The organism is Sphingomonas sp. Leaf23, from assembly GCF_001421585.1.
In the GTDB taxonomy this organism is placed as follows: Bacteria; Pseudomonadota; Alphaproteobacteria; order Sphingomonadales; family Sphingomonadaceae; genus Sphingomonas.
On the sequence record NZ_LMKR01000003.1, the window covers coordinates 300202 to 324052 of the forward strand.

25 protein-coding genes are annotated in these 23851 nt (G+C 66.0%); 11 read left to right on the plus strand and 14 right to left on the minus strand.

Features of this window, described 5'->3' with window-relative positions; translation table 11 throughout:
* Window positions 1–2: 2 nt before the first annotated feature.
* Both ASE67_RS09730 and ASE67_RS18185 read right to left on the minus strand, forming a co-directional pair.
* Entirely contained in the window at window positions 3–458 is a 456-nt protein-coding gene (locus tag ASE67_RS09730; protein WP_055760083.1) for a hypothetical protein, read from the minus strand.
* A gap of 75 nt (window positions 459–533) precedes the next feature.
* On the minus strand, window positions 534–689 hold the full coding sequence (locus ASE67_RS18185) for a hypothetical protein (RefSeq protein ID WP_156348574.1): 156 nt from the start codon (window positions 687–689) through the stop codon (window positions 534–536).
* A gap of 183 nt (window positions 690–872) precedes the next feature.
* On the opposite strand from ASE67_RS18185, the gene ASE67_RS09735 reads away from it, so the two are divergent.
* Entirely contained in the window at window positions 873–3722 is a 2850-nt protein-coding gene (locus ASE67_RS09735) for a M16 family metallopeptidase (RefSeq protein WP_055760087.1), read from the plus strand.
* Window positions 3723–3733: 11 nt separating this feature from the next.
* A complete protein-coding gene (locus ASE67_RS09740) occupies window positions 3734–4036 on the plus strand; it encodes a hypothetical protein (protein WP_055760091.1) in 303 nt (100 codons plus the stop codon).
* Window positions 4037–4215: 179 nt separating this feature from the next.
* On the opposite strand, the gene ASE67_RS09745 is transcribed toward ASE67_RS09740, so the two are convergent.
* Window positions 4216–5526, minus strand: a complete 1311-nt coding sequence (locus tag ASE67_RS09745; RefSeq protein ID WP_055760094.1) for an NAD(P)/FAD-dependent oxidoreductase — start codon at window positions 5524–5526, stop codon at window positions 4216–4218.
* 306 nt (window positions 5527–5832) lie between these two features.
* Here ASE67_RS09745 and ASE67_RS09750 point away from each other — a divergent pair, with 306 nt between their 5' ends.
* Both ASE67_RS09750 and ASE67_RS09755 read left to right on the plus strand, forming a co-directional pair.
* Complete coding sequence (locus ASE67_RS09750; RefSeq protein ID WP_055760097.1) at window positions 5833–6459, plus strand: outer membrane protein; 627 nt, start codon at window positions 5833–5835, stop codon at window positions 6457–6459.
* A 51-nt stretch (window positions 6460–6510) separates the two neighbouring features.
* Window positions 6511–7221 (plus strand): hypothetical protein, encoded by a 711-nt coding sequence (locus ASE67_RS09755; protein ID WP_235511863.1) that lies wholly within the window; start codon window positions 6511–6513, stop codon window positions 7219–7221.
* 56 nt (window positions 7222–7277) lie between these two features.
* Here the strand turns inward: ASE67_RS09755 and ASE67_RS09760 are convergent, their stop codons facing one another.
* On the minus strand, window positions 7278–7589 hold the full coding sequence (locus ASE67_RS09760) for a hypothetical protein (protein ID WP_055760103.1): 312 nt from the start codon (window positions 7587–7589) through the stop codon (window positions 7278–7280).
* Between the two features lie 170 nt (window positions 7590–7759).
* Here ASE67_RS09760 and ASE67_RS09765 point away from each other — a divergent pair, with 170 nt between their 5' ends.
* Entirely contained in the window at window positions 7760–8062 is a 303-nt protein-coding gene (locus ASE67_RS09765) for an HNH endonuclease (RefSeq protein ID WP_055760106.1), read from the plus strand.
* A gap of 140 nt (window positions 8063–8202) precedes the next feature.
* Here ASE67_RS09765 and ASE67_RS18190 read toward each other — a convergent pair whose 3' ends face one another.
* The 3 genes from ASE67_RS18190 to ASE67_RS09775 form a co-directional block, all read right to left on the minus strand.
* The gene (locus tag ASE67_RS18190) at window positions 8203–8679 is read right to left on the minus strand and encodes a hypothetical protein (protein ID WP_156348576.1); all 477 of its coding nucleotides are present in this window, start codon (window positions 8677–8679) and stop codon (window positions 8203–8205) included.
* Window positions 8676–9725 carry a ribonucleotide-diphosphate reductase subunit beta gene (locus tag ASE67_RS09770; protein ID WP_055760109.1) on the minus strand — a complete coding sequence of 350 codons (1050 nt, stop codon included), beginning with the start codon at window positions 9723–9725 and terminating at the stop codon, window positions 8676–8678. The genes ASE67_RS18190 and ASE67_RS09770 overlap by 4 nt, the downstream gene beginning before the upstream one ends.
* 130 nt (window positions 9726–9855) lie before the next feature.
* Window positions 9856–10056: a hypothetical protein gene (locus ASE67_RS09775; protein WP_055760112.1), complete on the minus strand. Its 201-nt coding sequence runs from the start codon at window positions 10054–10056 to the stop codon at window positions 9856–9858.
* A 53-nt stretch (window positions 10057–10109) separates the two neighbouring features.
* On the opposite strand from ASE67_RS09775, the gene ASE67_RS09780 reads away from it, so the two are divergent.
* Window positions 10110–10385: a DUF2171 domain-containing protein gene (locus ASE67_RS09780; protein WP_055760115.1), complete on the plus strand. Its 276-nt coding sequence runs from the start codon at window positions 10110–10112 to the stop codon at window positions 10383–10385.
* Window positions 10386–10453: 68 nt separating this feature from the next.
* Here ASE67_RS09780 and ASE67_RS09785 read toward each other — a convergent pair whose 3' ends face one another.
* Together ASE67_RS09785 and ASE67_RS09790 are read right to left on the minus strand one after the other, a co-directional pair.
* Window positions 10454–10828, minus strand: a complete 375-nt coding sequence (locus tag ASE67_RS09785) for an endonuclease domain-containing protein (RefSeq protein WP_055760117.1) — start codon at window positions 10826–10828, stop codon at window positions 10454–10456.
* A 134-nt stretch (window positions 10829–10962) separates the two neighbouring features.
* Window positions 10963–12861, minus strand: a complete 1899-nt coding sequence (locus tag ASE67_RS09790; protein WP_055760121.1) for a ribonucleoside-diphosphate reductase subunit alpha — start codon at window positions 12859–12861, stop codon at window positions 10963–10965.
* A gap of 457 nt (window positions 12862–13318) precedes the next feature.
* Between ASE67_RS09790 and ASE67_RS09795 the strand changes: the two genes are divergently transcribed.
* Both ASE67_RS09795 and ASE67_RS09800 read left to right on the plus strand, forming a co-directional pair.
* Window positions 13319–14335 (plus strand): N-acetylmuramidase domain-containing protein, encoded by a 1017-nt coding sequence (locus ASE67_RS09795; RefSeq protein WP_055760124.1) that lies wholly within the window; start codon window positions 13319–13321, stop codon window positions 14333–14335.
* Window positions 14332–14946: a hypothetical protein gene (locus ASE67_RS09800; protein WP_156348577.1), complete on the plus strand. Its 615-nt coding sequence runs from the start codon at window positions 14332–14334 to the stop codon at window positions 14944–14946. The genes ASE67_RS09795 and ASE67_RS09800 overlap by 4 nt, the downstream gene beginning before the upstream one ends.
* 19 nt (window positions 14947–14965) lie before the next feature.
* Here the strand turns inward: ASE67_RS09800 and ASE67_RS09805 are convergent, their stop codons facing one another.
* Complete coding sequence (locus ASE67_RS09805; protein ID WP_055760131.1) at window positions 14966–15361, minus strand: DUF4345 domain-containing protein; 396 nt, start codon at window positions 15359–15361, stop codon at window positions 14966–14968.
* The gene (locus ASE67_RS09810; protein ID WP_055760134.1) at window positions 15358–15819 is read right to left on the minus strand and encodes a DUF2721 domain-containing protein; all 462 of its coding nucleotides are present in this window, start codon (window positions 15817–15819) and stop codon (window positions 15358–15360) included. The genes ASE67_RS09805 and ASE67_RS09810 overlap by 4 nt, the downstream gene beginning before the upstream one ends.
* 111 nt (window positions 15820–15930) lie before the next feature.
* On the opposite strand from ASE67_RS09810, the gene ASE67_RS09815 reads away from it, so the two are divergent.
* Window positions 15931–17034: a GNAT family N-acetyltransferase gene (locus ASE67_RS09815; RefSeq protein WP_055760137.1), complete on the plus strand. Its 1104-nt coding sequence runs from the start codon at window positions 15931–15933 to the stop codon at window positions 17032–17034.
* A gap of 38 nt (window positions 17035–17072) precedes the next feature.
* The gene (locus ASE67_RS09820; RefSeq protein WP_055760140.1) at window positions 17073–20312 is read left to right on the plus strand and encodes an ATP-binding protein; all 3240 of its coding nucleotides are present in this window, start codon (window positions 17073–17075) and stop codon (window positions 20310–20312) included.
* A gap of 6 nt (window positions 20313–20318) precedes the next feature.
* Here ASE67_RS09820 and ASE67_RS09825 read toward each other — a convergent pair whose 3' ends face one another.
* Together ASE67_RS09825 and ASE67_RS09830 are read right to left on the minus strand one after the other, a co-directional pair.
* Window positions 20319–20948: a response regulator transcription factor gene (locus tag ASE67_RS09825; protein WP_055760143.1), complete on the minus strand. Its 630-nt coding sequence runs from the start codon at window positions 20946–20948 to the stop codon at window positions 20319–20321.
* 106 nt (window positions 20949–21054) lie between these two features.
* Window positions 21055–21639 carry a cysteine hydrolase family protein gene (locus ASE67_RS09830; protein ID WP_055760146.1) on the minus strand — a complete coding sequence of 195 codons (585 nt, stop codon included), beginning with the start codon at window positions 21637–21639 and terminating at the stop codon, window positions 21055–21057.
* Between the two features lie 177 nt (window positions 21640–21816).
* Between ASE67_RS09830 and pncB the strand changes: the two genes are divergently transcribed.
* Entirely contained in the window at window positions 21817–23121 is a 1305-nt protein-coding gene (gene pncB, locus ASE67_RS09835; RefSeq protein ID WP_055760149.1) for a nicotinate phosphoribosyltransferase, read from the plus strand.
* Window positions 23122–23124: 3 nt separating this feature from the next.
* Here the strand turns inward: pncB and trmB are convergent, their stop codons facing one another.
* Window positions 23125–23805 (minus strand): tRNA (guanosine(46)-N7)-methyltransferase TrmB, encoded by a 681-nt coding sequence (trmB, locus tag ASE67_RS09840; RefSeq protein WP_055760152.1) that lies wholly within the window; start codon window positions 23803–23805, stop codon window positions 23125–23127.
* Between the last annotated feature and the right edge of the window lie 46 nt (window positions 23806–23851).

Below are 23851 nucleotides of genomic sequence, written 5' to 3' on the forward strand. Positions count from 1 at the left end.
CCTCAGGCCGACGCCCGCGCGCAGATGAAGCGCGACAGTTCCTGGCGCAGCGGCATCCCGTCGGTCGACCGCAGCGGCCCGTCATGCGCGACGTTGGTTTCCACCTTCGCCCGCGTATCGGCGACCCCGACGACGTGGAACAGCTTGCGCTCGCAATCTAGTTCGGTGCGGGCATAGACGAAGCGGTCGCCGCGCTGCTGGCGCAGGATCGCGATGATCGTGCCGGCCGCGGTCCGCCGCTGGCGCAGGACCTCATAGCGCGACTGACCGTCGGACGGGGTGGGGATTTCCACGCCCTCCAGCGGATAGCGTTCGATGCCGTTCCCGGCGACCTCGGTTTCGACCAGATGGCGCAGGTCGACGGTTTCGTTCGCCGTCGCCTCCGGTGCGGGAGGCGTCGAGGTGCCGCAGGCGGCGAGCAGCGCCCCGGCCAGCAGGACCGCAGTCGAACGGATCATACGCAAAACCCTTGTTCCTTGGAGTAAACCCGTTCCAGGAAATGTTGCCGCGCAGCAATATAGGACGCCGGGGGATCAGCGCGCACGGATGGCACCCACCGCCGTCATGAACGCGACGGCACTCATGGCAAGGACGACCCCGCCGATATCCTCCCAGCCGATCGCCAGCAGGCGGTCGAACCGGTCAGAGTGCGGGAGGATCGAGCGAAAAGTGTCGAACATCATAGTCATGGCGCGATGCAACATAATCACTGGAAGCTTCAGGAAAACAGCCAATCGACCGGATCGCTCCGGCGACATCATATGTTACACAACCGCAAGGCGTCGGCGCGATTTGGGCAATGGAACCGGCTTGCGCGTGTCCCGCGCACGCCATACACCTGCATTCCGTTTATCGATAATGGGTGGGGTTCCATGTTTCGTACCGTCGCTGCCGTATTGCTCGTTTCCACTGCGCTTGCCGGAACCGCCGCCCATGCGCAGGCGCCCGCGCCCGCCGCGCCGCCGGTAAAGGCCGCGCCGCTGTCCGCGCTGGTCGCACCGGTCGACATTCCCTACGAAAAGTTCACGCTGCCCAATGGCCTGACCGTCATCACCCATACCGACCGCAAGGCGCCGATCGTCGCCGTGTCGGTATGGTATGACGTGGGGTCGAAGCATGAGCCGGAGGGGAAGACCGGGTTTGCGCATCTGTTCGAGCATCTGATGTTCAACGGGTCGGAAAATGCGCCGGGCGATTTCTTCGATCCGCTGCGCTCGATCGGGGCGACCGACCTGAACGGCACCACCAGCTACGACCGCACCAATTATTTCGAAACCGTGCCCAAGCCCGCGCTCGACCGCGCGCTGTTCCTCGAATCCGACCGCATGGGCTATCTGCTCGGCGCGGTGACGCAGGGCGTGCTGGATGAACAGCGCGGCGTCGTGCAGAACGAAAAGCGGCAGGGCGACAACCAGCCCTATGGCCTCGTCCGCTACAAGATGACCGAGGGCATCTTTCCGCAGGGGCACCCGTATCGCCATTCGGTGATCGGTTCGATGGCCGACCTCGACGCCGCCAGCCTCGAGGACGTGAAGAACTGGTTCCGCGGCCATTATGGGCCGAACAACGCCGTGCTGGTGCTCGCCGGCGATATCGACGCGAAGGAAGCGCGCCCGCTGGTCGAGAAATATTTCGGCAAGATCGCCAAGGGACCGGAATCGGTCCTGCCGAAGATCACCGTGCCGACGCTGGGCGCCCCGGTGCGCGAGGTGATGAAGGACAATGTCGCCGCAACGATGATCATGAAGGTCTGGCCGGTGCCGGGCCTGAACGATCCCGATTCGCCGGCGCTGGACGTCGCGATGAGCGCGTTCGGCGGCCTCGCCTCGTCGCGGCTCGACAATGAACTGGTCAAGAAGGACAAGCTGGCGGTGCAGGTGTCGGCCGGCGTGCAGTCGCTGTCGCAGGCGGGCATGCTGATCGTCCGCGCGATCGTCCGTCCGGGCGTCAAGACCGAGGTCGTCGAGGCGAAGCTGGACCAGATGATCGCCGATTATCTGCGCACCGGCCCCACCGCCGACGAAGTGGCGCGCGTCGCGACGACGCAGGTATCGGGCACCATCGGCGGGCTGGAATCGGTCGGCGGGTTCGGCGGCAAGGCGGTGACGCTGGCGTCGGGGCAGCTGTATTCGAACGATCCGGGCTTCTACAAAAAGGAGCTGAACGCGCTGGCGACGATGACGCCGGATCGCGCGCGCGCCGCCGCGCAGAAGTGGATGTCGCGCCCGGCCTATACGCTGATCGTCGAGAACGGACAGCGCGAGGGCTATGAGGAAGCGAAGGCGGTTGCGGCCGCACCCGCCGCTCCTGCCGCCGAGGTACCGTTCAAGGGTACGCGCGGCGCCATGCCGGGCGTCGCCGACAGCGGCGCCGCGCTGCAATTCCCGAAGGTCACGCACAGCCGCCTGTCGAACGGCATGGAGCTGGTCTATGCGCAGCGTACCGCCGTCCCGGTGACGCAGGTGTCGATGGTGTTCGACGCCGGTACCGCCGCCGATGTGGCGGGGAAGCTCGGCACCGCCGGCATGACGCTGGCGCTGATCGACGAAGGCACCACCACCCGCAACTCGATCGCGATGGCGGAGGCCAAGGAAAAGCTCGGCATGAGCATGTCGGGCGGCAATTCGCCCGATCAGACGACGATCGGGTTCGAAGTGCCCAGCGCCAATCTGACCAGCGCGACCGGGCTGTTCGCCGACGTGCTGCGCAACCCGGCGTTCGACGCGAACGAACTGGAGCGGGTGCGCGGGCAGGTGCTGGCGCAGATCGGCCAGCAGCGGACCAATCCGCAGGGCCTTGCCGACATGACGCTGCCGCCGCTGCTATATGGCACGGACAGCCCGTATGCGAAGCTGGCGGCGGGCGTGGGTGATCCCGCGGCGGTCATGGCGATGAAGCGCGACGATCTGGTCGCATGGCGCGGCGCGTGGCTGCGCCCGGACAAGGCGAAGGTGTTCGTCGTATCCGACCGTCCGCTGGCCGAGGTGCAGGCAGCGCTCAACGCCTCGCTCGGCAACTGGCAGGCGACCGGTGCGGCCGGCACCAAGCGCTTCCCGGCACAGCGCGCGACGACGGCGCCGAAGATCGTCCTGGTCGACCGGCCCAATTCGCCGCAGTCGCTGATCGTCGCGGGGCAGATGACGCCGGTGCAGGCAAAGTCGGACACGCTGGCAGCGACCACCGCCAACACCGTGCTCGGCTCGGGCTTCCTCAGCCGGATCAACATGGACCTGCGCGAGGCCAAGCACTGGTCGTACGGCGCGGGCGGCGGATATCGCCTGATGGAAAATGCGGTGCCGTACGTCATCTCCGCGCCGGTGCAGGCGGACAAGACCGGTGCGTCGATTGCGTCGCTGCGCGAACAGATCAACGGCTTCCTCGGCAAGAACGGCGTCACGCCGGTCGAATTCCGTCGCACGATCGATGGCGAGACGCGGCAGCTGGCCGGGACCTATGAAACGTCGGGCGCGGTGCTGGCGGCGATGCGGAACAACGACTTCCTCGGCCGTCCGGATGATTATCAGGCGACCCTGCCGCAAAAATATCGCGCGCTGACCACGGCCCAGCTTGACGCTGCGGCACGCGCGACAATCGACCCCAACCGCTTCGTCTATGTGGTGGTCGGCGATGCGAAGGTCGTCCGTCCGCAGCTTGACGGGCTGGGCCTGCCGGTGGAGGTGGTATCGGCAACGCCGGCAACCGCCCCCACCCCGGCGAAGTAAGGAGAGCGAACATGGCCAATGTCGATGGCAGCTGGAACACGATCACCAAGTCGCCGATGGGCGACCAGCAGGCGACGTTGAACGTCAAGAGCGACGGCAGCAGCTTCACCGGGACCTATTCCGGGGCGATGGGATCGACCGAGATCACCGACGGCAAGGTCGATGGCGACAAGCTGAGCTGGAAGGTGGCGATCGTCGTGCCGATGCCGATGACGCTTGATTGCGAAGCGACGGTCGATGGCGACACCATCTCCGGCACGGTCGGCGCGGGTGCGTTCGGCAGCTTCCCGATGGCGGGCAACCGCGTCGGCTGACCCACGATGACGTGAACGGAACGGCCCGTCCGCAGGCATGCGGGCGGGCTATTCTGTGTCTGGGCGGGACGTTGCCCAATTCGTCACCCCGGACTTGATCCGGGGTCCCGCTTCTTCTTTCGACGTCGGCCAAGGCGGAATCGCCCTGCATCAGGATCGGGGGACATGCACCCCGAACCCTATTCCGCCGCCCGAACCTCCGCCTCGATCTCTGGCAGCCCCGCCGTACGCGGCTTGTCGCCCGGCTCGGGGGCATAGCCGGTCAGCAACCGCGCGCCCCGGCCATAGGTAAACCACGACCACGCCCAATGGACGTACACCGACACGCGGCTGCGGAAATCGACCAGCAGCATCAGGTGTACCAGCGACCAGGCGAGCCATGCGACGAAGCCCTTCAGCTTCCATCCGCCCAGTTCCGCCACCGCACGCGACCGCCCGATGACCGCCATCGTGCCATAGTCGCGATAGCGGAACCGGTCGGGCGCTGGCTTCCCCGCGATCCGTGCGGCCAGCAATTGGCCGACGAAGCGTCCCTGCTGCTTGGCGACCGGGGCCAGGCCGGGCAGGGGGCCGTCGCCGCCATCGAAGCTCGCCAAGTCGCCGATCGCAAAAATGTCCGGATGGCCCGGCACCGAACAATCGGGCGCGACCTTCACCGCGCCATTGCGCGCCGCGTCCGCCGCCAGCCATGTCGCCACCGGCCGCGCCTCGGTTCCCGCCGCCCACAGCACCGCCGCCGCATCAATCCGCTGCTCGCCGACGGTCAGTCCGCGCGCGTCGATCTCGCGCACCTTCTCCCCCGTCCGGACCTCGACGCCCAGCGATTCCAGCATTGCGCGCGCCGCCTGCGACAAGGGCGGGTCGAACGCGGTCAGGATGCGGTCGCCCATCTCGCACAGCACCACCCGTGCCCGGCGCGGATCGATCGCGGCAAAGTCGCGCGCCAGCGTCGTGCGCGCCAGTTCGGCGATGGTACCGGCCAGCTCGACCCCGGTCGGCCCGCCGCCAACCACCGCAAAGGTCAGCAGCCGCTGCCGTTCCGCCGGGTCGTCGCACTGCTCGGCCCGCTCGAACGCACTCAGCAGCGCGGCGCGGATCGCCAGGGCATCGTCGATCGATTTCAGCACATAGGCATGCTCGCGCCACGCATCATTGCCAAAGAAGCTATAGGCCGCACCGATCGCCAGGATCAGGTGATCGAACGGCAGATGCCGCCCATCGGCAAGGCACACCGCGCGCCGATCGGCGTCGACCCCGGCGACTTCGGCCATCAATATCCGGGTATTTGTATTGCGGCGCAGCAGCGCGCGATTGGCCGTTGCGATGTCGGCGGGGGACAGCGCGGCACCCGCGACCTGATACAGCAAGGGCTGGAACAGGTGATGGTTGGTGCGGTCGATCAGGGTGATTTCGGCATCCGTCCGCCGCAGTGCCTGCGCCGCCGCGATGCCGCCGAAACCGGCACCGACGATGATGATCCGGGGTCGCATAGGCTGTTCGCCCTCCGATTCGCGTCTGGGTATACCGTTCCCAACCCATCGGCACGGCGATCGTTGCAGGCACCGTGCCCCGCCGCCGTGCCGCTGTTGCCACATTGTAACCATAGTCCGGGCACCCCGGCCACGGTTCGTTCATCTCGGTGACAGATACCGTTGCCCGGAAGCAACAGTATCCGATTTGATGACGCGCATGTTGCAATGCGATGCAACACTTTGCCGGTTTTCGGGTTCAGAGGAGCCACGGATAAACCGGCGCACCATTCGACGTCGGGACCGTAAACGCTGATGAGGTTTTGTATGCGTAAGCTTTTCACCATCGCCGCTGCCGCCGTCGCCTTCACGGCCGCTCCCGCCTTCGCGCAGGACGCCACCGTGGTGCAGGACGCTCCGACGACCGAACCCGCCCCCGCCGTGACCGCGCCCGATGGCACCAGCGGCATCGGTTTCGAGCCGTATGTCGCAGTGATGGGCGGCTGGGAGCAGTTCGACTCCGAGCGTACCAAGGCCGGCATCCCGCTCGTCGCGCGTAACGACAAGCTGAACGGCGCCCTGGTCGAAGGCATCGTCGGTTTCAACGTGCCGTTGGGCCCGGTGTTCGTCGGTGCCGAAGGCAGCGTCTCGAAGGGCGTGTCGGGCGACATCGATTGGGATTACGGCGCAGCTGGTCGTTTCGGCGTCCGCGCCGGTGACTCGGGCCTGATCTACGGCAAGGTCGGCTATCGCTGGGTCAATTTCGCGCGCTTCGGCAACGACAGCCGCGACTATAACGAAATGACCTATGGCGCCGGTTTCGAAGTCGGCCCGAAGGACATTGGTCTGGGCGGCATCACCGGCAACTCGGGCGTCCGCCTGCGCGGTGAAGTGTCGACCTTCGGTTCGGCCCACAGCTTCCGTCCGATGCTGGGTCTGACGACCCACTTCTAAGCCTCGTGCCAGTTTCGGGCGGGTCCGGCGTATCGGGACCCGCCCCGGTAATTGCGTATCGCGAAAGGCTCCGGACGGGTTCGTCCGGGGCCTTTTGTTCGTCGGTTGCATGCGTGGCGGTTCCGTGGAAGGCTGTCGCTTCGCCACGAGGATAAGATGATGGTGTGGACGGGGTTACTCGCGTTGGCGCAGGCAACGTCGACGCCGGTCTATTTCCCGCCTTTCTACGAACGGCTGGAAACCTATTGCCCGAACTTCCAACGGACGTTCGCACGGTTTTCCGATGATCGCCGCGAATGGTATTCCAAGCATCTGCGTGCCGCGCAGGAACCCTCGCTATTCCAGCAAGCTAGAGCCGGTCGGGGCGACACGCTGCGATTCCTGTGGCTGCGAACAAACCACGCGCCTGTCATCGTGCGGATCGAAAATATGCAGGCTGCGCGGGGTCGTTTGATCGCCACCGAATTGACCGGGCAGGGCGGGTACGCGCCCGGCACGATAAAGCGGCGTCTCGATCGACAGTTGACGGCGGAGGAGACGGCGGATTTGCGACGGCGGCTGGTCGCCAACAACCCGCTCGGCATGGCCTCCGGTACCGATGAATGCACCAACGGGATGGACGGATCGCAATGGATCGTCGAACGCGCCGTTGGCCAGCGCTACAAGATGGTCGATCGCTTCTATCCGGAACAAGGACCGATCCGATCCACCGGCATGGGGATGCTCCGTCTGACCGGTTGGCAGTTCGACAGGATATATTGAAAAGGCCGCCGGGCGCGAACCCGACGGCCTTCTCCCGTAGGACCGCTGTGCCGCGGTTACTCTTCGACCGTCACCCGCCCGTTGCGGACGATCATGCCGCGTTCGGCCATTTCCTTGCGGAAATCATGGCGGGCATCGGCCACTTCCCGATGATATTCGGCCCACGCGTCCTCGCGACTGGCGGCATCGTCGGCACGGGCCAGATCCTTGCGCAGCTCGCGCTTCGCTTCGGAGATGTCGGTCTTATAATCCAGATAATAGGGATTATAGTCCGAATACACCGGTACCGTCCGGCGGTCCTTCGCCAGCGCTGGCGTCGCGATCACCGCGCTTGCGGCGGCGGCGATCAACAAAGTCGTGCGGTTCATGGGGGTTCTCCCTTTTCCTGAACTTGCCGGGCTGTAACCCGTGTCGCACAGTAGCGGTTCCTTCATCTGGCGTTCATCTTCGGAGCGCCCAGTCGAAGCACTTGCCAATTGCGGCGGTGCGCCCGATCTCTTCGTCCATGGCCGGACGGGTAAAGCGCAAGGCAGGATTGATGGCGGCGGAGGCGCTGGCGGCCCGCGCCGAAGCGCCGCTCGCCTGCGCGCTGTGCAACCGCCCGATCGGCGCGCAGGTCGAATGGCACCACCGCGTGCCCAGGAGCGAAGGCGGGCGCGAGACGGTGCCGCTCCACCCCATCTGCCACCGCACCATCCACGCCAGCGCCACCAACGCCGAACTCGCCGGCCCGCTCGCCGATCTCGACGCGCTGCGGGCGGTGCCGGCGGTGGCCAGGTTCGTGCGCTGGGTGGCTGACAAACCCGCCGACTTCCGCGCGCCGGTGCGGCGGGGGCGGTAGGTAGCTATTTTTTTGGCGGAGGGGGTGGCATTGAGGGCGCTGCGGATCGAGTTGGGCGACTTGCCGCTTTGTCACCAAAGTTACCATGCTGCGGGCGAGGCGGTGGGGAATTAATTGGACGATTGGGAGTGTCTTTTTTATCAGCCATTCGAACCTCCTGCCTGCAATACGCCGAAAACGCCAATTGCTATCAGCGACAGAGAAAACATACCAAATGATACTCTTTGGGTTATTCGTATGTATCTGTTCTCTTTCGGTTCCTCAAACACTTTTATTCTCTTAGAAAAATATTCTTCCAGATTTTTCTGTTGCGCGCTGTAGGCCCGTGACGAGAATATATTTTCAAGTAGGCCGGATACTACCGCGAGTAGTAGACCTATTAGTGTGATGGATAGCGGCCATATCGCATGCGGTACGATCCTTACGCTAGTTAAGCTCACAAAGCCTGCTGTTAGCGTAATTAAACTGGAGGATAGCTGTATGATCGTTTTTATCAGCGTATCTTCGGCATCACGCCGAGCTTTGATAAGCTCGGTGCGCTCCGACATCATTATTTTGTAAAGTTCGTCATCCGCGCATCCGTCTAATGGATGCGCGGAGTCGATTTGTTCCGTCATTCAGCAGCAACCCCGCCAAACATATCCCCCATGCCGGCAACTTCCTCATTCGCCGGTGCAGTGACCTTGGCCTTCTGGCGCTTGTCGAAGCCGTCCCAGACCTCGTTCCAATTGCCGCGCGTCGCCGCCTTCGAATATTCGGTCGCGCGCTGTTCGAAGAAGTTGGCGTGCTCGACGCCGTTCAGCAGCGGCGCCAGCCACGGCAGGGGATGTTCGTCGATCAGGTAGATCGGCTTCATGCCCAGCTGCCCCAGCCGCCAGTCGGCGATGTAGCGGATATACTTCTTGATTTCCTTCGCGGTCATCCCGTGGACCGGGCCCATTTCGAACGCGAGATCGATGAAGTTGTCCTCCAGCCGCACCGTCGTCTGGCACATGTCGGCAATGTCGTCGCGGACACTGCGCGTCATGCAGTCGCGTTCCTTGCAGAAGGCGTGGAACAGCTTGATGATGCCTTCGCAGTGCAGGCTCTCGTCACGCACCGACCACGACACGATCTGCCCCATGCCCTTCATCTTGTTGAAGCGCGGGAAGTTCATCAGCATCGCGAACGACGCGAACAGCTGCAATCCTTCGGTGAAGCCGCCGAACATCGCCAGCGTCTTGGCAATATCCTCGTCGGTATCGACGCCGAAATTCTGCAGATAGTCGTGCTTGTCCTTCATCTCGCTATATTCGAGGAAGGCGCCATACTCACTCTCGGGCATGCCGATCGTGTCGAGCAGATGGCTGTACGCCGCGATATGCACCGTCTCCATGTTGGAGAAGGCGGCGAGCATCATCTTGACCTCGGTCGGCTTGAAGATGCGGCCATATTTCTCGTGGTAGCAGTCCTGCACCTCGACGTCCGCCTGGGTGAAGAAGCGGAAAATTTGCGTCAGCAAATTGCGCTCGTGCGGCGTCAGTTTCTGCGCCCAATCGCGGCAATCCTCGCCCAACGGCACCTCTTCGGGCATCCAGTGGATCTGCTGCTGACGCTTCCAGAAATCGAATGCCCAGGGGTATTCGAACGGCTTGTACTGCTTGCGGGCTTCGGTGAGCGACATGGGTTACTCCGGGGAAACTGGGTTGTTCTGAAAATCTGTGGTGCTCCCGCGCAGGCGGGAGCCTAGGGTTGCGAACGTCGTCGCTTGTGGCTCTGGACCCCCGCCTTTGCGGGGATACGGTCGGATCGGTTCATGGCGTGCTGCCCCACGACCATTGCGCAATGCCAAAGATGGTCAGGATGATCCCGAGCGCCATTGCCATGACCCCGACCATGCCATGGGCGTAGCGGCTCTGCGCCGTCGCGCGTGAGCGCAGACGCAGCAGCAGCCACAGCCCGACCGCGCCAGATACCAGCGCGACCGACAACATGATGAGGACGTTCGCGGTCATGCGACCAAGTGCGCGGACGTGCGTTTCACCGCCGCCCCCAACGGAGAAGAAACATGGCCGATCTCAGCAACATCAACGAACATGCCGACGTCATCGGTGCCGATGGCGTCCATGTCGGCACCGTCGATCGCGTCGAAGGCGACCGCATCAAGCTGACCAAGAAGGACAGCGGTGCCGATGTCGAAGGGGCGCAGGGCGCACATACCGGGCATCACCATTATATCGACGGCGGCCTCGTCGCCGAGGTCGAGGGCAACACCGTCCGCCTGAGCGCCAACGCCGATGTGGCGGTGACGTTCGAAACCGAAGAAGACGGCTCGGCCATCTGACGCCTTTCCCTCTCCCGACGGGAGAGGGAGGGAGCCGCGTAGCGGCGGAAGGGTGAGGGCGAGCGGCATCATGCCGACTCGCCCTCACGCACGTCAGCGACCAGCGCAGCCACCCGCTGCAACACCCCGTCGAGATTGGTCAGCACGTCGTCGTTCCAGAAGCGTTCCACACGGAACCCCTGCTGGTTCAGCACCACCGTCCGACGCGCGTCATAGGCCGCATCGGCATCATGCTGCCCGCCGTCCACTTCGATGACCAAACCAGCTCGCACGCTCAGGAAATCCACGAAATAAGGTCCGACCGGCACCTGCCGCCGGAATCGCAGTTCAGGGAAGGCGCGGCGCAGACCTGCCCAGAGCTTCTTCTCGGCATCGGTTGCATTACGACGCAGGTCGCGGGCGCGGTCGACCGTTCCGGACGGTTGCTGCTGATACATGCGCATCGCCCTCACCCTTCCGCCGCTGAAGCGGCTCCCTCCCTCTCCCAACGGGAGAGGGATCAGCGTCCCGCGAACACGTCGTCAGACGCTCGCCGTGGTCTGTCTCTGCCTTGCTTGGGCAAGGTAGCGCGACCCGCTTACTGACAGGCCAGACACTCGTCATAATCGGTCGTCTCGCCCAGATCGAACTTGGCCAGCTCCGACGTATTGTCCGCCTCGACGCCGCCTGCGAACCCAGCGCGCTGCACCGACTTCGACCGCAGGTAATAGAGCGATTTGATGCCCAGCTCCCACGCGCGATAGTGGAGCATCAGCAGGTCCCACTTCTCGACATCGGCCGGGATGAACAGGTTCAGCGACTGCGCCTGGTCGATGAACGGCGCACGGTCGCCCGCCAGTTCGAGCAGCCAGCGCTGGTCGATCTCGAACGACGTCTTGAACGTGTCCTTTTCCTCGACCGACAGGAAGTCGAGGTGCTGGACCGAACCGCCGCGCTCGAGGATCGAATTCCACACCGCGTCGCTGTTCTTCGACTTCGCGATCAGCAGCTTTTCGAGATACGGGTTCTTGACCGACCACGAGCCGCTGAGCGTCTTGTGGGTGTAGATGTTCGCCGGGATCGGTTCGATGCACGCGCTGGTGCCGCCGCAGATGATGCTGATCGACGCGGTGGGCGCGATCGCCATCTTGCAGCTGAACCGCTCCATCACGCCCATGTCGGCGGCGTCGGGGCAGGGGCCACGCTCGTTGGCGAGGTGCATCGACGCCTCGTTCACCTGCGCGGCGACATGGCGGAAGATCTTCAGGTTCCACGCCTTCGCCATCGCGCCCTCGAACGGAAGGCCGCGCGCCTGCAGGAACGAGTGGAAGCCCATGACGCCCAGGCCGACCGACCGCTCGCGCTCCGCCGAATAGCGGGCACGCGCCATCTCGTCGGGCGCGCGCTCGATATAGTCGGTGAGCACGTTATCGAGGAAACGCATCACGTCCTCGATAAAGCGCTTGTCACCGTTCCATTCGTCCCAGGTTTCGAGGTTGAGCGACGACAGGCAGCACACGGCGGTACGGTCGTTGCCCAGGTGATCGCGGCCGGTCGGCAGCGTGATCTCGCTGCACAGGTTCGACGTCGACACCTTCAGGCCCAGGTCGCGGTGATGCTTGGGCATCGTGTTGTTCACATGGTCGCTGAACACGATGTAGGGCTCACCGGTTGCGAGGCGGGTCTCGACCAGCTTCTGGAACAGCGAACGCGCGTCGACCGTCGTGCGAACCGATCCGTCCTTGGGGCTCTTCAGCTCCCATTCGGTGCCGTCGCGCACCGCTTCCATGAAGGCGTCGGGGATCAGCACGCCGTGGTGCAGGTTCAGCGCCTTGCGGTTGAAGTCGCCGCTGGGCTTGCGGATTTCGAGGAACTCCTCGATCTCCGGGTGGCTGACGTCGAGATAGCAGGCGGCCGACCCACGACGCAGCGACCCCTGCGAAATGGCCAGCGTCAGCGAATCCATCACGCGAACGAACGGGATGATGCCGCTGGTCTTGCCGTTCAGGCCGACCGGCTCGCCGATGCCGCGCACGCTGCCCCAATAGGTGCCGATGCCGCCGCCGCGCGACGCCAGCCACACATTCTCGTTCCACGTCTCGACGATGCCTTCCAGGCTGTCGGGGACCGAGTTCAGATAGCAGCTGATCGGCAGGCCGCGCCCTGTGCCGCCGTTCGACAGGACCGGCGTCGCCGGCATGAACCACAGCTTCGAGATATAGTCGTACAGCCGCTGGGCATGATCGGCATCGTCGGCATAGGCCGACGCCACGCGCACGAACAGGTCCTGGTACGATTCGCCGGGCAGGAGATAGCGGTCCTTCAGCGTATCCTTGCCGAAATCGGTCAGCAGCGCGTCGCGCGAATGATCGACCTCGACCGCGTGGAGCAGCGCGTCGACCGTGCGGCTGTTGCGCTCGGGGGCCGGGGCGGCGGGGGCCGGATCGGCGAATTGCAGTTCGTTCATCTGGGCGTCCTGACTATCCTGAAAGGTCATCGTCCCGTTTCCTGTGTTCGGCGGGGAATGGATGCCCCTGCGTACAAAAATCGGCGTGTCGCCGGCCCGAACGAGACCCGGCGACGCAAAGGGCGCGTCACCGGTTTCGGTCGGCGTTATACTATGTCTAGCGGGTGCGCCGCCATCGGCACCACTAATTGTAGGAAATCGGCCCCGGCGCAAGCGGCTAAATTTTGCGCGCGGCGGGGAACGGATCGGGTCCGCGGTGGCGGCCCTGCCGCGACGCGCGGACCTCTGCCGCCTTCGGGAAAAGCAAGTGGCTAAATGGGCAGTTCCACTATTTTTTCGGCCCGGCGGGGTTGCGTCGTGGTGCCGGTCGGGGTGATCATGCCGGCAATCCATGTTCGCCGTACAACGGAGAAACGATATGGCTGCTCGCGGCTTGCTGAGCGCACCGGTGGGAACGGGACGTCGCGCAGCGAATCGTCCGGCCGACGTGCGTACCGTCCAGCATTTGTTCAACGTCATCGACGCCCGCGCCACCCTGCCCGAAAACGGGCGATCCGACCCGGCGCTGGTCAACCGCATCAACCGGTTCCAGCGGGAGATACTGCGCTATCCCCATCCCGACGGGCGGGTCGATCCCGAAGGGCGCACACTGCAGATGCTGCTGGCGCGCGCGGGCGAGCGGATGCGCGCGCGTCGCGTCACCCCGCCGGCCGATGCCGACCCGTCTTGGACGAGCTGGGCGCAGGGGCAGCTCGCCGATCTGCAACGCGCGATGGCCGGCGCGTGGAGCACGCTGTTCGCCGATCGCAGCCGCGAACGTAGGGTCAGCGCGCCGTCGCCCGCCGGGCGCACCGCCGGCAAGGGCGCGGCGCCGGCCAACCCCGCGCCTGCGGGGGGCAGCGGTGGTGCGGCGCGCAAGCTGACCGATCGCGACTATATCGACGCGGCGGCGCGGCTGGGCCGCGATATCGACCCGCTGCTGGTCCGGGCGCTCGCCACCGTCGAATCGGGCGGACGATCCGGCTTCGGCGCCGACGGCCTGCCCAAGATTGCGTTCGAAGGGCACTGGTTCCGCAAGCTGACCAAGAAGAAATATGACGAAACGCACCCGCTGCTCTCCTACCCCTACAAGACGAAGGCCGGGTGGCAGTGGCAAAAGAACAACAAAGACCACGCCACCGCGTGGCGGACGCTGCGCGAGGCGATGGCGCTCGACGCCGATGCCGCGCTGCAATCGACGTCATGGGGCATGTGCCAGGTGCTGGGCGCAAATTACTGGAAATGCGGATACAAGGACGTCTTCGCCTTTGTCGAGGCGATGAAGGCGGGCGAGCGCGGGCAACTGGACGCGTTCGTCGGCTATTGCATCAAGACGCCGGGCATGGTGTCGGCGCTGCGCCGCAAGGATTTCGTCGGCATGGCGCGCGCCTATAATGGCGACGACTATGGCACCTATGACAAGCAGTTCGCCCGCGAATACAAGGCTTTGGGAGGCAAGGTTTGAAGACTCTATCTGTGGCTGCCGTTGGGCTGTTGCTGATCGCCGGTTGTGCCGAGGCCCGGCCACCCGCCGCGACGACCCTGCGTTCCGGCCTGTATGAAGGGCTGTCGCTGGCGGTGGCACCCGATGGGCGGGTCGTCGGGCATTTCCTGATGGAAGGGGAGCGGGATCGGCGCTGCGATTTCGTCGTGACCGGGCGGGTGGATGCGCGCGGCGCGACGATCCGCGCGCTGGCCACCCCCTATGGCGCGGCGCGCCCGCCGGTCGGGCGGATCGATCCCACCGGCGACGGCGTGCGGCTGACCCTGCCGGGCAGCGGCAACCTGTCGGGCTGTGCGCAGGTGGCGGGCCCGTTCCTCGACGATCCCAAGGGGCTGGAGCTGTCGCGCACTGGCGCCGGCGGATGGAGCGACCTCGCGCGGGTGCGGCTGGCCAAGGTGGCGCTGCGCGCGCGACCGGATGCCCCTGCCGGCAAGGCCTATGTGGTCAAGGGTGATGTGGTCGGCATCGCCGCGCGGTCGGGCGCGAATGTCCGGGTGATCTATCCCTCCGACCGGCAGGCGCGATCCGAAGGCTGGGTAGCGGCCAGCGCGCTGGAGCCGGTCGCGCGCTGACGGGCGTTCGGGGTGTCGGTCAGGTGCGGCAGCGGCGGGCGACGCGCGTCTGCCATGCCAGCACCAGCGGCACGACGCCCAGCTCGATACCCAGCCCGACCAGATGCCCGGTCGACGGCATGCCGACCGTCACCAGCGACAGAAGCCGCGCCAGTCCGCCGATCACGACCATCATCCCCAACAGGCGGAAGCGGCCGCCCTTGCGCTCGATGTCGGGAATGCAGCTGGCAAAGGCGATGCCCATCCCCAGGAACAGTCCCGACAGATAGCGGAAATGGCTGTCCATGTTGGTGGCCGGATCGCCTTGCAGCCATGCCGCGCCGTGCAGGATGCCGACGATCGACGCGCCGAACGGGACAATGCACACCAGCGCGACCACCCCTTGCAACAATGTCCGTTCGCGCCGTGGCGTCATGCGCGTTCACGCTCCAGCAGTTCGGCGCGCACCCGGATCGCATGGACCGACAACCGCACTTCGAACAGGAACCACACCAGCCCGCCGATCAGCAGCAGCATCGACAGGACGAAGCTGATCGCCACCGCCTTGCCCAGCCCCAGGTCGAGCAATTCGGCGATGAACAGCATCGCGACGACGCTGCAATTGGCGACCGCCGACAGCACCACCAGGAACACCGCATTGTTGATGATGCGGATGCGCCGGTCGAGCAGCCGCAGTTCGAAGACGTGCCGGGCATGTTCCGGGCCGGTCGAGCTGGGATGGAGCTTTTCCAGGTCGCGCGCCCGGTCGACGATCCGGGCCAGCCGGCCCACCATCACGTTCAGGATCGCCCCGATCCCGGCCAGCAGGAAGACCGGCGCGATGGCGGTCTGGATCGTCTTTGCGACGGTCGACAGGACAGGTTCGAATTCCACCGGATCGATATGCCTTGCCCACCGGGCAGGGGCAAGGCTGCGCAATCGGGCCGATGTTCTGCGCGATGACGGCGCTACCAGATCGTAACAGGTTCGTGGCAAAGCACTTTCATGCTGTCTCCGCCCGCTGCCACCCAGCCTGTCGCCCGTGTCGTCGACGGACTTGCCGATTCGATCGACATGGTTGCCGCACAGGCGCCGGAGACGCACCGCTTCCTGCGCCGGCACTGGTATGCGGCGGCGGTCGAAAGCTATGGCGGGAGCGCGCGGACGCTGCTGGTCGAACGGGGCGAGCGACCGGTGATCGCGCTGCCGCTGATCGGCCTCGGGCCGGCATGGTTGCGGCTCGGCCAGGTGCCGGGATGCTACTGGCCCTTTCGCAGCGGGCCGGTCGCGGCGGATGCCGCCGCCGCCGATTTCGCCGCGCTGCTGAACGGTGCACGGCGGACGACGCGCGGGTTCCGGCTGGGGCCGATCTATGACGGCGATCCGCTGCTCGAGGGGGTGCAGGCGGCGGCCGCCGCGGGGGGCTGGCGGGCGTTGCCGCGCTTCGTCGCCGACAGCTATCTGCTCGACATGCGGGCGCAGCAGGCCGAGGGGGCGTGGCCGCGCAATTCGACGCTGCGCAAGAACCGGTTCCACGAAAAGCATCTGGCCGACACGGGCGTGCCCGACTGGTCGTTCGTGTCCGGGCGCGACTGGACGCCGGCGGCTTTCGATGCGCTGGCGACGATCGAGGACGCCAGCTGGATCGCGACGCGAACCGATGGCAGCGACGCCAAGTTTACTGCCGGCGGCCATGGCCGCTTCTGGCGCGCGGCTGCGCAGGACCCGGTGATCGCGGACATGATGTGGGCGGCGCTATTGCGGGTTGATGGACAACCGGCGGCATTCTCGTTCGATCTGAACGCCGGCGCGCTGAAATATGCGATCGCCAACAGCTATGACGCGCGCTTCGCGAAGCATTCGCCCGGCCGGCTCCTCTATTACCGCAACCTCGTCCGGGCGCTGGACGACGGCATCGCCCGCGTCGATTGGGGCGCGGGCGACAGCGGGTACAAGCGGGCGATCGGCGCCGATCGAGGACCCGCGATCCGCGACTGGCTGTTCCTGCCGCCGGGCCTGCCGGCATGGATCGGGCGGATGTTCGCCGGGCGCTGGGCGCGTAGCGGCCACGCCGTGGTGCCGGAGGGCGATCCGGCCGCTGCGACGTGACGGATCGTCGGTTGGCGCGATCCTTGATACCATGGCGCGTGATCGGCGAATCGGGAATTTCGGATGGGGTGGCATCCCCACAACCGGCCTGGGCAGCGTCGCCCGCCCGGCCGCTGTCGATGCCGCGCACCGCGCTGCTCGCCACCGCCTATGGCCTGCTGACCTACGGCCTTGCCGCGCTCATGCTGTGCGCCAGCCAGTGGCTCGACGGTGCGGAGCTGTTGTGGCTGGCCAATCCGATCGCCACCGCGACGCTGATCCGGCGTCCCCGGTCGCAATGGGCGCCGCTATTGGTCATCACCGGCATCGCGCTCGTGCTGGCGAACGAATGGCGCTATGACGATTGGCGGTTGATGGTCGGCTATGGGCTGATCGACCTCATCAGCATTGCCTTCGTCGCCTCGATGATCCGGCTGGTCCGGCCCGATCCACGGATGCTGCGCGGTTATGTGACGATCGTCGTGATTGCGCTTGCCGGGGCGGGGTTGCTAACCGCGATGTTCATGCAGTTCCGCCTGCTGATGTTCGGCGCGGTCACCTCGCTCGTCGCGACCCAGTGGTTTGCGGCCAACGCCATGGGATTGATCGTACTGCTGCCCGCGTTGAAGGCGACGCGGCGGGCAGTGTCGGAGGAACTGGAGGTCCTCTCCCCCTCCATCATCGTCGTCGTCGCGCTGACCGCTGCGCTGACCGGCATCGTGTTCACGATGAGCAGCTATCCCGTGCTGTTCCTGCTGCTGCCCTGCGGGGTGTTCGCCGCTTTGCTGTACCGCTTCGCCGGGGCGGCGGCATCGACGATTACCGTCAGCATCGTCGCGACGATCTGCACGGTGCGGGGCATCGGCCCCATCGCCGACCTGATGATGACGCCGGCGGATCGCGTCCTCTACCTTCAGCTGTTTATCGGCGCCTTCACGCTGACGGCCTTTCCCGTTGCGGCGCTGGTGTACGAACAGTGGCTGGGATTGCGCGAAATCCGCGACAATGAACGGCACCTGCGGCTGCTGGCCGATCATTCGACCGACCTGATCGTCCGGCTCGGTGCGGACGGGCTGCGCCGGTATGCGTCGTCGGGATCGGAACGGCTGCTCGGCTATCCCCCGGAGCAGTTGGTGGGGCAGAGCCCGTTCCAGCTGATCCATCCCGACGATCGCGACCGGGTGCAGCGTTGCCTCGCGGCATTGACCCCGACCGGCGAGAGCCTGGTGGTGCGGTACCGGATGCGTCACCGCGAGGGCCATTATCTGTGGCTTGAAGGGGCGTTCCGGCTGGTGGGGAACGATCCCGCTTCGGCGGAGGTGATCGGATCGATCCGCGACATCGCCGATCGCCACGCGGCCGAACGCGGCGCCGTCACGTCCTTTGACGAACTGGAGGAGCAGCAGCGATTGCTGGCGATGGCGGAAAGTGCCGCCGGCATGGGCCATTGGCGGCTGAACCTCGCCGACTGGCGGCTGTTCTGGTCACCCGAGGTCTTTCGCATCCACGGTGTCGAAGGAAACTGCGAACCCGGCATCGCCACCGCCATCCGGTTCTATCATCCCGACGACCGGGATATGGTGCGCGATCGGATCGGCGTGGCGATCGCCAATGGCGGGTCGTTTGCATTCGACGCCCGCGTCGTGCGCGCGGATGGGGAGATGCGCTGGGTCCGGTCGCGTGGACAGGCGGAAACCGCGCCGGGGGCGGGCATCGTCGGCCTGTTCGGCGTGTTCCAGGACGTGACCGAACATGTCGCGGCGATGACCGATCTGCGCGCCGCACGCGAAGAGGCGGAACGCGCGCTGGCGGCCAAGGCAACCTTCACCGCAACGATCAGCCATGAAATCCGCACCCCGCTGACGTCGATCCTCGCGGCGGTGCAGCTGTTGCGCGACACGCCCGATCGCGTCGAGCGGATGCGGCATCTCGATTCGCTGGAGGCCGCCGGGCGTACCCTGTCCGATATCGTAGACGACGTGCTGACCTTCTCCAAGCTGGAGGGCGGGCATGCCAGTCCGGAGGCGATCGCCTTCGAACCGCGGGCGTTGTTGCAGACGGCGGCCGGACTGTTCGCGGCGGAGGCGCGCAAGCATGCGCTGTCGATCATGTTCGATGCACCGGCCGGTCAGGTCATCGGCGATCCGGCGCGGCTGCAGCGGGTGCTGACCAATCTGGTCGGCAATGCCGTGAAGTTCACCCGCACCGGGTCGGTCCGCATCAGCGCCGCGCGCGAGGATGGCGACCTGTGGCGGTTCCAGGTCACCGACACCGGCGTGGGCATCCGCGACGACCGGCTGGAGGCGATCTTCGAACCCTTTGTCCAGGCGGATGCGTCGACCACGCGCAGCTATGGCGGCACCGGGCTTGGCCTCAGCATCAGCCGGATGCTGGTCGAATCGATGGGCGGCAGGATTCAGGTCGTCAGCCGTCCGGGTGCCGGATCGCGTTTCTGGTTCGACATCCCGCTCCCGTCCGCTGCGACCGTCGCCGACGCCGGCGAGGACGCGCTGGCGATACCGCGTGCGACGCGGGAACCCGACCGCAGCCCGCCGATGACGGTGCTGGTGGCGGAGGATAACGACACCAACCGCTATCTGCTGGCGGAAATCGTCCGCCGGCTGGGGCATCAGGTCGTGGCGGTCGAAAACGGGGCGCGGGCGGTCGAATATGTCACGGCGACGGCGGGCAATCCCGTCGATCTGGTGCTGATGGACGTCCAGATGCCGGTGATGGACGGACTGGCCGCGACGCGCGCCATCCGGGCGTGGAGCGGGGCGGGGGCCGCGGTTCCGATCCACGCGATTACCGCCGACCTGTCGAACGAACGCCGTGCCGACATCACCCGGGCGGGGATGAACGGGGTGCTGACCAAGCCGATCGACATGGCGCAACTGAGCCTGTTGCTCGACCGGAACGCGACCGCGCCGCGCCATCCACCGGCTTCATCGCAGGCTCCCGGCGTCATCGACCCGCTGCGCATCCGTGCGTTGACCGATGCGCTGGGCGCCGAGCAGCGCAATACCCTGCTTGCCCTGTTGATCGAGGATGCGCGGCGGGTGCCCGCGCGGCTGCGGACGCTGCTGGCCCATGGCCGCAACAACCTGGCCCGGCGCGAGGCCCATGCCTTTCACGGCGCGGCGGCAAGCATGGGGGCCGCACATCTGATCGCGGCGCTGACGGAGATCGAGGGGCTGGCGGATGACGCGACGGCCGACCCGGCGATGATCGACCGGCTGGACCAGTGCGCGCAGGAAGTGATCGCCGCCGCGCAGGGTGCGATGCAGCCGGCGGCCTGATCGCGGTCAGTTCTCCGCGTCGAACGCCTGTAGTGCCAGCACCGCCTGCGTCCGGTTGCTCACGCCCAGCTTGCGGAAGATCGCCGACAGATGCGACTTCACGGTCGGTTCGGCGAGTTGCAGGTCATAGGCGATCTGCTTGTTCTGATGGCCGTTCACGATGGCGCGCAGCACGCGGAGCTGCGCGATCGACAAGGTGCCCATGCGTTCGGCCAGGTCGACCCGACGATCCGCCTGGCTGGCAGCGGCGATATCGGCCGGCAGCCAGTCGTGCCCGTCGAGCAGCGCCCGGATCGCCGCGATCATCTGATCGATCGTCGAGGATTTGGGGATAAACCCCTTCGCGCCGAGCGCATGCGCCTGCGCGATCACCGCCGGCTCCTCCCGCCCGGAAACGATGGCAACGGTCGCGGACGGGCGGATCGCCCGCAGCATCGCCAGCCCAGCAAATCCCTGTACGTCGGGCAGCATCAGGTCGAGCAGGATCAGGTCATAGGCAGTGCTGCGGACCAGATCCTCCGCTTCGGCCAGGGTCGTCGCACAGTCCTTGGTAATGCCGGGATCGACCGCCCGTGCCGCCATCCCCAGTGCGGTCGCGCACATCGGATGATCGTCGGCGACGAGAATGTGCGGCATTAACAATCCCTTGTTGGGGCGTCGGCCCTTATCACAAGGCGTCTATCACAATAATTCGCGCGACACACCAACAACGAATTCGCCCAACCAGAGCGGGCGCGGGGGATCAGGTCGAAACGGGACGGTCTGCAAAATCCTCGCGAAGGACCTGTTCGATCGGACGATCGATTCCACGCGTCAGATCGGCGGGCACGACCACCGAAAATCCGCGCGCGACCAGTCCGTCGATCGCCCAGCGCACGCAATAATCGGCGGCAACGCCGACCACGATCGCCCGGTCGATCCCCTGCCGCTGCAGATCGAGGAAGAAGGCGTCGCGCGCCATCGGCGGCTGCGCACCGCGCGGGTCGACGGCCAGCAGCCCGTCCTCGGCCCACATGTCGAAGACTCCCTTCTCCAGCGTCCGGCAGGGGATGCCGGGCGCGATCGACAGCGGATCGAGCAGGTTGCGCCAGCCCGGCGTTCCCTTGACGCAATGGATCGGGAACAACGCCGCCTCGGCGCTGGTGGGATAGGTGTCGGCGAAATGGGTGTCGAAGGTGAACACCATCGCCGCCGTGTCGGCCGCGGTGCGCCGCGCCAGCCAGTCGGCCAGCGGGCCGACGATCGCGTCCGCGCCGGGCACCGGCAGCGCGCCGTCCGGCAGCATGAAATCGGCCTGGGTATCCACGACGACGATCAGGTCACGCATGATGGTTCTCCTCGATCCGCTTTACATATATTCTTATTGCATATATGTAAAGCGGATGAAAGGCGGTTTCCCTCGAACCTTCTGGAACCGTGCGGATTGCGCGGTACGGGGGAGTACGCGCCGGGGCGGGTGTTGTGCTTCGCTGCACGTCCCGTCCGGCTTTGGAAAGGCTGACCGATGGTGATGACCGATATTGCGACCCGCGTGTGGAACCATGGCTGGCGGCTCGACCCGGTGGTGCGCAGCCTGCTCGACACCGATTTCTACAAGCTGCTGATGGTGCAGATGATCCGGGAGGTGCACCCCGACGTCCATGCGACCTTCGCCGTCATCAACCGCAGCAAGTCGGTGCGGCTGGCCGAGGTGATCGACGAGGGCGAGCTGCGCGCCCAGCTGGACCATGCCCGCACCGTCGGCTTTTCCAAGCAGGAGCTCATATGGCTGGCGGGTAACAGCTTCTACGGGGTGCAGCGCATGTTCGCGCCGGGCTTCATCGACTGGCTCAGCCAGTTTCGGCTGCCCCCTTATGAGCTGTCGGTTCGCGACGGGCAGTATGAGCTGCATTTCGACGGGCTATGGGCAGAGACGTCGCTGTGGGAAATCCCGGCGCTCACCATCGTCAACGAACTGCGCGCGCGGGCGGCCCTGCGCGAGCATGGCCGCTTCGCGCTGGACGTGACCTATGCGCGGGCCAAGGCGCGGCTGTGGGACAAGGTGGAGCGATTGCGCGACCTGCCCGATCTGGTCCTGTCCGACTTCGGCACCCGCCGGCGGCACGGATTCCTGTGGCAGCGCTGGTGCGTCGAGGCGCTGCAGGAGGGGCTGGGCGACCGGTTCGTCGGTACCTCCAACGTGCTGCTGGCGATGCAGGCGGGCGTCGAGGCGATCGGCACCAACGCGCACGAACTGCCGATGGTCGAGGCGGCGCTGGCCGAGGACGATGCCGGCATAGCCGCCGCGCCGTATCGTGTGCTGGAGGAGTGGCGGCGGCATTATGGCGGCAACCTGCTGATCGCGCTGCCCGATGCGTTCGGCACCACCGCCTTCCTGCGCAATGCGCCGCACTGGCTGGCCGACTGGACCGGCTTCCGCCCCGACAGCATGCCGCCGATCGAGGGGGGCGAGCAGATCCTGCGCTGGTGGCAGGAACAGGGCGTCGACCCACGCACCAAGCTGCTGATCTTTTCCGACGGGATGGACGTCGACAGCATCATGGCGACCTATCGCCATTTCCATGGGCGGGTGCGGATGAGCTTTGGCTGGGGCACCAACCTGACCAACGACTTCCGCGGCTGCGACCCGCTGGGGGGCGAGGGGCTGGAGCCGATCTCGCTGGTGTGCAAGGTCATCAGCGCTAATGGCCGCCCGGCGGTCAAGCTGTCCGACAATCCGGCCAAGGCAACCGGCCGGCCGGAGGATGTCGCCCGGTACCTGCGCATCTTCGGCGAAGGCGGCCGGGTCGCCAGCCCGGTCGCGGTGTGATGCTCAGACCCGCACGTAGCGGAAATACCAGACCTCATGCCCCTGCCGCCGGGCTTTGCGCTCATAGCGGGTTTCGGGCCAGTCAGCGGGGCGGGTGAGGAAGTCGGCGGCGGTCTGCGCCTGCCACACGAAGTCGCGGCGCTGGTCCATGATCATCATCGCCCAGCGGCAATAGGTCGGGTCGTCGGTGCCGAGGCGGAACTCGCCGCCCGGCCGCAGCTTGGCCGCTATCAGGTCCATCGGGCCGTGGTTCATCATCCGCCGCTTGGCATGGCGCGCCTTGGGCCACGGATCGGGGTGGAGCAGATAGACCCGCTCCAGCGCACCATCGGGGAAGCGCTCGATCACCTCCAGCGCGTCGCCCATGTGCAGGCGGACATTGGATAGGTTGTCGTCGCGGATGTGGTTCAGCGCGCCGACCACGCCGTTCAGGAACGGTTCGCAGCCGATGAAGCCGTGGTGCGGGCGGGCGCCGGCCTGTCCCGCCAGATGCTCGCCCGCGCCGAAGCCGATCTCCACCTCGACCGGGCGGTCGTCGCCGAACAGGACCTGCGACGTGAGCGGGCCGGTATCGGGGACCGAGACGCGCGGCAACAGGTCCTCGACCAGGGCAGCCTGTCCCAGGCGCAGCTTGTGGCCCTGACGACGGCCATAGAGGCGGCGGATGGTGGTGGGATCGTTCATCGCCGCGCTCCTACCCGCCAAGCCGCCATGTCGACAAGTCGTGTCA

Excerpts from the sequence above, each read along its gene's own strand:
- ASE67_RS09730 (WP_055760083.1), bottom strand. The coding sequence starts at position 458 with ATGATCCGTTCGACTGCGGTCCTGCTGGCCGGGGCGCTGCTCGCCGCC.
- ASE67_RS18185 (WP_156348574.1), bottom strand. The coding sequence starts at position 689 with ATGACTATGATGTTCGACACTTTTCGCTCGATCCTCCCGCACTCTGAC.
- ASE67_RS09735 (WP_055760087.1), top strand. The coding sequence starts at position 873 with ATGTTTCGTACCGTCGCTGCCGTATTGCTCGTTTCCACTGCGCTTGCC.
- ASE67_RS09740 (WP_055760091.1), top strand. The coding sequence starts at position 3,734 with ATGGCCAATGTCGATGGCAGCTGGAACACGATCACCAAGTCGCCGATG.
- ASE67_RS09745 (WP_055760094.1), bottom strand. The coding sequence starts at position 5,526 with ATGCGACCCCGGATCATCATCGTCGGTGCCGGTTTCGGCGGCATCGCG.
- ASE67_RS09750 (WP_055760097.1), top strand. The coding sequence starts at position 5,833 with ATGCGTAAGCTTTTCACCATCGCCGCTGCCGCCGTCGCCTTCACGGCC.
- ASE67_RS09760 (WP_055760103.1), bottom strand. The coding sequence starts at position 7,589 with ATGAACCGCACGACTTTGTTGATCGCCGCCGCCGCAAGCGCGGTGATC.
- ASE67_RS09765 (WP_055760106.1), top strand. The coding sequence starts at position 7,760 with ATGGCGGCGGAGGCGCTGGCGGCCCGCGCCGAAGCGCCGCTCGCCTGC.
- ASE67_RS18190 (WP_156348576.1), bottom strand. The coding sequence starts at position 8,679 with ATGACGGAACAAATCGACTCCGCGCATCCATTAGACGGATGCGCGGAT.
- ASE67_RS09770 (WP_055760109.1), bottom strand. The coding sequence starts at position 9,725 with ATGTCGCTCACCGAAGCCCGCAAGCAGTACAAGCCGTTCGAATACCCC.
- ASE67_RS09775 (WP_055760112.1), bottom strand. The coding sequence starts at position 10,056 with ATGACCGCGAACGTCCTCATCATGTTGTCGGTCGCGCTGGTATCTGGC.
- ASE67_RS09780 (WP_055760115.1), top strand. The coding sequence starts at position 10,110 with ATGGCCGATCTCAGCAACATCAACGAACATGCCGACGTCATCGGTGCC.
- ASE67_RS09785 (WP_055760117.1), bottom strand. The coding sequence starts at position 10,828 with ATGCGCATGTATCAGCAGCAACCGTCCGGAACGGTCGACCGCGCCCGC.
- ASE67_RS09790 (WP_055760121.1), bottom strand. The coding sequence starts at position 12,861 with ATGACCTTTCAGGATAGTCAGGACGCCCAGATGAACGAACTGCAATTC.
- ASE67_RS09805 (WP_055760131.1), bottom strand. The coding sequence starts at position 15,361 with ATGACGCCACGGCGCGAACGGACATTGTTGCAAGGGGTGGTCGCGCTG.
- ASE67_RS09815 (WP_055760137.1), top strand. The coding sequence starts at position 15,931 with ATGCTGTCTCCGCCCGCTGCCACCCAGCCTGTCGCCCGTGTCGTCGAC.
- ASE67_RS09825 (WP_055760143.1), bottom strand. The coding sequence starts at position 20,948 with ATGCCGCACATTCTCGTCGCCGACGATCATCCGATGTGCGCGACCGCA.
- ASE67_RS09830 (WP_055760146.1), bottom strand. The coding sequence starts at position 21,639 with ATGCGTGACCTGATCGTCGTCGTGGATACCCAGGCCGATTTCATGCTG.
- pncB (WP_055760149.1), top strand. The coding sequence starts at position 21,817 with ATGGTGATGACCGATATTGCGACCCGCGTGTGGAACCATGGCTGGCGG.
- trmB (WP_055760152.1), bottom strand. The coding sequence starts at position 23,805 with ATGAACGATCCCACCACCATCCGCCGCCTCTATGGCCGTCGTCAGGGC.